The sequence below is a fragment of the Corynebacterium sp. HMSC05H05 genome (genome assembly GCF_001807265.1).
In the GTDB taxonomy this organism is placed as follows: domain Bacteria; phylum Actinomycetota; class Actinomycetes; order Mycobacteriales; family Mycobacteriaceae; genus Corynebacterium.
On the sequence record NZ_KV788374.1, the window covers coordinates 24249 to 31729 of the forward strand.

General features: G+C 63.8%; 8 protein-coding genes. 7 read left to right on the forward strand and 1 reads right to left on the reverse strand.

The features are described from left to right. Positions 1-49: 49 nt before the first annotated feature. The gene (locus HMPREF3151_RS02800) at positions 50-1117 is read right to left on the reverse strand and encodes an LLM class flavin-dependent oxidoreductase (protein ID WP_070473280.1); all 1068 of its coding nucleotides are present in this window, start codon (positions 1115-1117) and stop codon (positions 50-52) included. 232 nt (positions 1118-1349) lie between these two features. Between HMPREF3151_RS02800 and HMPREF3151_RS02805 the strand changes: the two genes are divergently transcribed. The 7 genes from HMPREF3151_RS02805 to HMPREF3151_RS02835 all read left to right on the forward strand — a co-directional run bounded on the left by HMPREF3151_RS02805 (position 1350) and on the right by HMPREF3151_RS02835 (position 7412). Then, positions 1350-2024, forward strand: coding sequence for a hypothetical protein (locus HMPREF3151_RS02805; protein WP_070473282.1), 675 nt, complete (start codon positions 1350-1352; stop codon positions 2022-2024). Between the two features lie 105 nt (positions 2025-2129). Continuing rightward, positions 2130-2687: an META domain-containing protein gene (locus HMPREF3151_RS02810; protein WP_070473283.1), complete on the forward strand. Its 558-nt coding sequence runs from the start codon at positions 2130-2132 to the stop codon at positions 2685-2687. 172 nt (positions 2688-2859) lie between these two features. After that, complete coding sequence (locus HMPREF3151_RS02815; RefSeq protein WP_083290147.1) at positions 2860-3465, forward strand: META domain-containing protein; 606 nt, start codon at positions 2860-2862, stop codon at positions 3463-3465. Positions 3466-3625: 160 nt separating this feature from the next. Beyond that, positions 3626-4669, forward strand: coding sequence for a siderophore ABC transporter substrate-binding protein (locus tag HMPREF3151_RS02820; RefSeq protein WP_070473287.1), 1044 nt, complete (start codon positions 3626-3628; stop codon positions 4667-4669). A gap of 10 nt (positions 4670-4679) precedes the next feature. Continuing rightward, positions 4680-5654, forward strand: a complete 975-nt coding sequence (locus HMPREF3151_RS02825; protein ID WP_070473289.1) for an ABC transporter permease — start codon at positions 4680-4682, stop codon at positions 5652-5654. After that, complete coding sequence (locus HMPREF3151_RS02830) at positions 5647-6660, forward strand: iron chelate uptake ABC transporter family permease subunit (RefSeq protein ID WP_070473291.1); 1014 nt, start codon at positions 5647-5649, stop codon at positions 6658-6660. The genes HMPREF3151_RS02825 and HMPREF3151_RS02830 overlap by 8 nt, the downstream gene beginning before the upstream one ends. Continuing rightward, entirely contained in the window at positions 6657-7412 is a 756-nt protein-coding gene (locus HMPREF3151_RS02835) for an iron ABC transporter ATP-binding protein (protein WP_070473293.1), read from the forward strand. The genes HMPREF3151_RS02830 and HMPREF3151_RS02835 overlap by 4 nt, the downstream gene beginning before the upstream one ends. Positions 7413-7481: the final 69 nt, after the last annotated feature.

The following is a 7481-nucleotide window of genomic DNA, read 5'->3' on the forward strand; positions in this document are numbered from 1 at the left end:
GGGAAACCCGCTGGCCACACCACGGCCAGCGGGTTTCTTGTTTGTGGGCCTAGTCGATCGGGTAACCGGTGACCGGGCCCTCGGTGTTCGGCTGCCAGCCCAGCGCGGGGGCGACGTGGGTGGCGAAGTTTTCGAGGATCTTCACGTTGACGTCCACGCCCATGCCGGTGGGGATGGTGATCAACAGTGTGTCGGCGGCCATGACGGCAGGGTCGGCCTTGAGCTGCTCGATGAGCTTGTCCGGCTCGGCGGCGTAGGTGCGGCCGAAGGTGGAAGCGCCCACGTCAGGCAGCATGCCCACCTGGTCGGAACCGGAGGCCTGCATGCCAAACATCTGCATATCGGCGCCGTCGACGATGGGGAAGATGGAGCGGGACACGGACACGCGCGGGGACCAGTCGTGGCCCGCCTCCTTCCACGCGGCGCGGTAGCGGCCGATCTGGTCCGCCTGGATTTCGCCGAGGGTCTCGGCGGTGGTCTCAGAGACCAGGGTGGACGACATCAGGTTCAGCCCATCCTTGGCGGTCTGCTCCGCGGAGGTGTGGGTGCCGGAGCCGTAGAAGATGTGCTTGCGCAGTTCGGGCGTCATGGGAAAGACCGGCAGGGCGGAGCCTGGCTGGAACATGTTGGGGTACTGGCGGTCCAGCGGTGCTGCGGTGGCGAACCCGTTGCCGTCCACCGCGGCCATGAAGGTCTCCAGGTGTGCGCGCGCCACGTCCGCGCCGTTGGGGGCTTCGCCCTTGTAGCCGAAGGCCTCCCAACCGCGCTCGGCAACCTCGGGGGCGCCGCGGGAGACACCCAGGGCCACGCGCCCGCCGGAGAGCTGGTACAGGGAGGCGGCCTCTTCGGCAAGGTAGAGCGGGTTTTCGTAGCGCATGTCGATCACGCCCGTGCCCACCTCGATGTGCTTGGTGGTGGCGGCGACCGCGCCGAGCAGCGGCATCGGGGCGGAGGCCTGCGGCACGAAGTGGTGGACGCGGAAGGACGCGTTGTTCACGCCGATCTCGTCGGCTGCCTGGGCGATCTCCAGGTGGATCTTGGCGATCTTCTCCGCGGACGGGCCGCGCTGGCCGCTGAAGGCGTAGTGCCCGAAGCTCAAGAAACCGAAGGCTTTCATTGCTAAACACTCCTTTTGGTGACGTATCAACAAGTAGGGTAGTGATTCATCTGCAGAATGTCACGGTCTCAGGCAGACCGCACCACAAACCCTGAGCAAGAACTCCAGAGGAAGGCCCAAAATGGCGCATACTCCGGAAGGTTTGCTCAGGGTTTGCGGGTTGGGGCGACGACAGGAACCTTTACGCCTGTGCAAATCACTCTCGAAGTTTTAGCTCATAGCCTCTGGTGGCATGAACCGCAACGTCCTCGCAGCCCTTGCCGCCACGACCTTCTTGGTCGTCGGCTGCAGCGACACGCCCGAGGCCGAGCACGTCACGGTGACCGAAACCGTGGAGGCGCCGGAAGCGGAAGCTCCGGAGGTTGAGGCGCCCGAGGAGCCGGCGAAACAGGCTGATGCTGCGGCGTCGGGGGAGGCGGAGCACGTCGATAGGCAAGGCGGAATCCCTGGCGCCCCGCTGGCGTACCCGGGTGCTGGCGGCCCCGTCCCGGACAACGCGCGGCCGATCAGGACGATCAAGAGCATCGGCGATAGTTCCGTGCAAAACGCGCTGTTTGTCACCCCGTCCGGCAACATCGGCTGCATGATGAACCTAGCGGACGAGCCGATGTTCGACTGCGGCGTGAAGTCATTCATGGAAAGCGAGCAATTCGGCATCGGTGAGCTAGGCACGCCGCGGTGGATGATGGAAATCCTCGGCGGCTACCCGCGCGAGCAAACTGAGCCGCCGCTTTACGACGACTCCGTGTGGCCCGCGGGCAGCGAATCCGCGGAGGTCGTGCAGTACGGCGAAGTGGTCAACCACGGCCCGTTCGTGTGCGCGGTGGAGGAGACCGGCGTGACCTGCTGGGACTCTGAAAGCGGCAAGGGGGCGTGGCTGGAACGCGACGAGGTGGTGTTTTTCTAGGCCGCCCTAGTGCGCGCTGGCCGTTGGGTTAAAGGAGCGTCCAGGTTGCGTAAAAGCTTCGTAGAGGCCCTTGAATGCTGTGAAATGGCAAGTAGGTTGGCGTGTATGACCTCCAAGACGAAAAAGACGTTGTCCGCAGCAACCGCTCTCGCCGCCCTCGCCGGCGGCTTTATTGGCGCAGGCACCGCCAACGCGCAGATGTCTTCCAACGGACCTGCCGACATTGAGGGCTGGACGCAGATGGGGTGGTCCGCGTTTAGTGGCTCCGTGATTAACAAGGGCGGCTCCCACATGCTGCTGAAAAACCTGCCGGAGGGGGCGAAGCCGTTGCCGGCAGACAAGGCGAAGACTGCATTGAAGGGGTCGCTGCCGGTGAAGAGCGACGCGTCGATGACGGTCACCTTCGAGCCGGGCGGCAAGCTGTCCTTCTTTGACGGATGCAATGCCGGCAGCGCCGGATACTCCATTGAGGGCAACGGTGCCGTGAAGGTGGGGACCATCGCCGAGACGCAGCGCCTGTGCGACCCGACCAAGATGAACAAGGCGGACGAGCTGAAGTCCATTCTGCGCTCGAACCCGTCGGTGTACCGCATCGACAACGAGACCATCGCGCTGGCGGCTCAGGGCAAGGCCATCGAATTTGTAAAGGCAGCTGCTAGCTAATCGACGTCGCTTCGCCTCCCCGCTGCTCCCGTCTGGGCAGCGGGGTTATGGTTTTTCTGGGGAAACCATGGGGTGTGTCAAAACTATGAGCTGCGTCAACACAAGTTTGGAGTTGCGTTGAAGTTCCTTTGAGCCCCTTGTTCGTCTGGAAACGCTCGGTAGCGTGTGGGCCATGGTTACTTCAACCAAGACCCTAAGGAAATTGTCCACAGCAACCGCAGCCGTCGCCCTCACGGGCGGCCTCTTGGGCGTCGGAACTGCCGACGCCCAGGAGCGGGCTCAGGAGCAGAACGAAGCCTCCAGCATCGACCAGTTCGTGCAGATGAGCTCGAACCTGTTCGGCGACCTCGGCGGGAACCCAGCACCGGCCCCGGCGCCGGAGAACCCGGCGGGCTCCGAGCTGATCCAGCAGATCCCGGAAGGTGCAGACCATCTCACGGATGATCGCCTCGCCGCTGCGCTGGACACCACCCTGCAGGCAAAGAAGAACACCGCCATCACCCTGGACTTCCGCGAGAACGGTGTGCTCCACCTCAACGACGGCTGCAACTCCGGCACCGCGAAGTACCAGATCGACAACACCGGCGCACTGCACCTCAGCGACTTCACCGAGACCAAGATGGCGTGCGAGCCCGGTGCGCAGAAGGACGCCGACGACCTGAAGATGGTTCTGCAGGCCAACCCGCAGCTGTTCCAGCTCGACGCGTCCACCCTGTTCCTGTCGGGCCAGGGCCACGGCATTGAGCTTCAGAAGATGCACGGTCGCGATTATCAGTAACCTGCTCGAGCGACGTGAAAGCCCCGGACCGTAGGCGCGGTCCGGGGCTTTTATGCTGCGTCTGGGGAGAGGGGGTGGAGGGGTGGTTTGGCGCCGAAGTATGGTTAGCCTAATATGGGTCAGGTAACCCTTACCTTACGAACTGAATGGAAGGACGACCGTGACCCGTTTCTCGCGTACCTCTCTCATTGCTCTCGCAGCCGCCGGCGCCCTCACGCTGGGCGCGTGCTCCACCTCGGAATCTGGCACGGAGTCTGCCACTGAATCCGCCGCTGGTTCGGAAACGGCGGCGACCGAAGGGGCGTCTCAAAGCAATGATGCTTCCGACGGCACCGTGACCGTCACCGACAACTACGGCGAGAAGACCGTGCCCACCCCGCCGAAGCGCGTGGTCGCCCTGGATAACCGTTCGTTCGAGCTGCTGGATTCCTGGGGGATTAAGCCGGTCGCCGCGGCGCGTCAGCTTGTGCCCAACTCGATTCCTGGGATTGCGGACGACGAGGACATCATCGACATCGGCAACCACCGCGAGCCGGACTTGGAGGCCATCGCGGCCGCGGACCCGGACGTGATCGTCTCCGGTCAGCGCTTCGAGCAGTTCGACCAGGACATTGAAAAGCTGGTCCCGGACGCCACGCTGCTGGACTTCGAGCCGCGCGAGGGCGAGCCGTTCGACCGCGAGCTGATCCGCCAGACCCTGGAGCTGGGCGATGTCTTTGGCAAGCAGGCCGAGGCTGAGCAGGCAGTTCAGGAATTCACCGAGGCTGTCCAGCGCGCCCGCAACGCCTACGACCCGGAGCAGAAGGTCATGGCGCTGAACGTCTCCGGCGGCGAGATCGGCTACGTCGCCCCGGGCGTGGGCCGCGTGTGGGGCCCGCTGTTCGACCTGATCGGCTTCACCCCGGCGCTTGAGGTGGACAACGCCTCCGACGACCACCAAGGCGACGACATCTCCGTCGAGGCCATCGCCAGCGCCAACCCGGACTGGCTACTCGTGCTGGACCGCGACGCGGGCGTGAAGTCCATCACCGATTCCCCGGAAGCGCTGTCCGTGATCAACGATTCCGCACCGCTGAAGAACGTGGCCGCGGTTAAGGACGGCCACGTCTACGTCGCCCCGGCGGACACCTACACCAACGAGTCCATCTTCACCTACACCGAGATTCTCAACCAGATCTCTGAGCAACTCGAGGCAGCCAAGTAGTCTGTCCCCGATGACTGATACAACGACCACCACCCGCCCCAAGCTTCTGGACTGGAAGCTGGGGGCGGGTGTCGTCCTTGTTTTAGCCCTCCTCGCAGCTTCGCTGATGGTGGGGCAGTACGACATCCTGGGTACCGAGGACGGCTGGGAAATGTTCCGCGCCACCCGTGTGCCGCGCACGATCGCGCTGGTGCTCGCCGGCGCGGCCATGGCGATGAGCGGGCTGATCATGCAGATGCTCACCCAGAACCGTTTTGTGGAACCCACCACCACCGGCACCACCGAGTGGGCCGGGTTGGGGCTACTCGCGTCGTTCTTGTTGTTCCCGGACGGTTCCGTGATGACGCGCATGCTGCTCGCCGTCGGCGCCGCCTTCATCGGCACCATGGTGTTCTTCGCGTTCCTGCGGCGCGTCACGCTCCGCTCCAGCCTGGTGGTGCCGATCGTGGGCATCATGCTCGGCGCGGTGGTCAGTGCGGTGTCCACATTCATTGCCCTGCAGACTGACCTGTTGCAGTCCCTTGGCGTCTGGTTCGCCGGCTCCTTCACCAGCGTGATCGCCGGGCAATACGAGATCCTCTGGGTCGTGCTGCTCGTGGTCATCGCCGTGTTCTTCTACGCCGACCGACTCACCGCCGCCGGCCTCGGCGAAGACATCGCCACCAACATTGGGCTGAACTACAACCGCATCGTGCTCGTGGGCACCAGCCTCGTCGCGGTAGCCACCGGCGTGGTCACCGTTGTCGTGGGTAACCTGCCATTTCTCGGGCTCATCGTCCCCAACATCGTGAGCATGCTGCGTGGCGACGACCTCCGGTCCAACCTGCCCTGGGTCTGCCTCACCGGCATTGGCGTGGTCACGCTGTGCGACCTGCTCGGACGCATCGTCATCGCGCCGTTCGAGATGCCCGTGTCCGTGATCCTCGGCGTGGTCGGCGCCGCCGTCTTCATCGCCCTGATTGTGAAGAGGAGCCGGAATGCGTGAGGCAATGCGCGGGGTCGGGGCGTTCCAGACGTCGCAAAGCAAGAGGCGCTACTGGCTAGTCGTAGGCACCCTGGTGGTGGCTGCGCTGCTGTTCACCGCGGGCCTTTTGTCCTGGGGCAACCCCATGGAGTTTGGCACCCGCGGCTACTGGCTGATTGCGGAGCGCCGCATGAACTCCGTCATCGCGATGGCGGTGGTGGCGGTCTGCCAAGCCGTGGCGACGGTGGCGTTCCAGACGGTGACCAACAACCGCATCATCACCCCGTCCATCATGGGGTTCGAGTCGCTGTACGTGGCCATTCACACCTCCACCGTGTACTTTCTCGGCGCCGCGGGGCTGAATAACGCCCGCACGCTGGAGATGTTCGTGATCCAGCTCGTGCTCATGGTGGGCTTAAGCCTGATCCTGTACACGTGGCTGCTCGCCGGCGATAACCCGAACATGCACGCCATGCTGCTCGTCGGCATCGTGCTCGGCGGGGGGCTAGGCAGCGTGTCGACGTTTATGCAGCGTCTGCTCACGCCCAGCGAGTTCGACGTGCTCACTGCCCGGTTGTTCGGCTCCGTGAACAACGCGGACCCGGCCTACTACCCGCTGGCCGTGCCCCTGGTGTTGGTGGCAGTCGGGCTGATGTATGCGAATTCGCGCCGACTCAACGTGCTGGGCTTGGGCCGCGATGTGGCCGTGAACCTGGGCGTCAGCCACAAAAAGCACGCGGTGTACACCCTCGTGCTGGTCTCGGTGCTGATGGCAGTCTCGACTGCGCTGGTCGGTCCGATGACCTTCCTCGGCTTCCTGGTGGCCACGCTTGCGTACCAGTTCGCGGACACCTACGACCACCGCTACGTGTTCCCCATGGCGGCGCTGCTCGGCTACTGCATCCTGTCGGGCGCGTACTTCATCATGAACCACATCTTCTACGCCCAGGGCGTCGTCTCCATCATCATCGAATTGGTCGGCGGCCTGACGTTCCTCATCGTTGTCCTACGGAAGGGGAGACTGTGATCGAGCTCAACGAGGTGAGCAAGGCCTACGGCGACGACACCGCCATCGGGCCGGTCTCACTGCAAATCCCGGCCGGCGGCATCACCGCGTTAGTGGGGCCGAACGGCGCCGGTAAATCGACGCTTCTCACCATGATCGGCAGACTCCTGGCGCTGGATTCCGGCTCCGTGCGCATCGGGCAGATGGACGTGTCCTCTTCGAACCCGAAGGACCTGGCCAAAGTGGTTTCCATCCTGCGGCAGGAGAACCACTTTGTCACCCGCCTGACCGTGCGGCAGCTCGTCGGTTTCGGCCGCTTCCCGTACTCGGGTGGGCGCCTGAGCGAAGCAGACGAGGAGATCATCTCCCGCTACATCGACTTCTTCGGCCTGCGCGAACTTGAACACCGCTACCTGGACCAGCTCTCCGGTGGTCAGCGCCAGCGCGCATACGTCGCAATGGTGCTTTGCCAGGAAACGGACTACGTGCTTCTCGACGAGCCCCTGAACAACCTGGACATCTCCCACTCGGTGGAAATGATGCAGCACCTGCACTCCGCCGCCCGCGAGTTCGGCCGCACCATCGTGATCGTGCTGCACGACATCAACTTCGCAGCCCGCTACGCGGACTACATCTGTGCTGCCAAGGACGGACAGGTCTTTGCCTTTGGCACGGTGGAGGAGATCATGCGCGACGACTTGCTCACCGAAATTTTCAATACCCCGGTGCAGGTGATTGAAGGTCCGCATGGGCCGATTGCTGCGTACCACTAAACCTGCGATGACCTGCTGGTTTGTGTGCTGTTTACGTTCGTGGTTATATATCCATCCGTTGCTTCCGAG

What these genes read in the sequence shown, in the direction of transcription:
- HMPREF3151_RS02810 (WP_070473283.1), top strand. Translation starts at nt 2,130, where the DNA reads ATGACCTCCAAGACGAAAAAGACGTTGTCCGCAGCAACCGCTCTCGCC.
- HMPREF3151_RS02805 (WP_070473282.1), top strand. Translation starts at nt 1,350, where the DNA reads ATGAACCGCAACGTCCTCGCAGCCCTTGCCGCCACGACCTTCTTGGTC.
- HMPREF3151_RS02825 (WP_070473289.1), top strand. Translation starts at nt 4,680, where the DNA reads ATGACTGATACAACGACCACCACCCGCCCCAAGCTTCTGGACTGGAAG.
- HMPREF3151_RS02815 (WP_083290147.1), top strand. Translation starts at nt 2,860, where the DNA reads ATGGTTACTTCAACCAAGACCCTAAGGAAATTGTCCACAGCAACCGCA.
- HMPREF3151_RS02800 (WP_070473280.1), bottom strand. Translation starts at nt 1,117, where the DNA reads ATGAAAGCCTTCGGTTTCTTGAGCTTCGGGCACTACGCCTTCAGCGGC.
- HMPREF3151_RS02830 (WP_070473291.1), top strand. Translation starts at nt 5,647, where the DNA reads ATGCGTGAGGCAATGCGCGGGGTCGGGGCGTTCCAGACGTCGCAAAGC.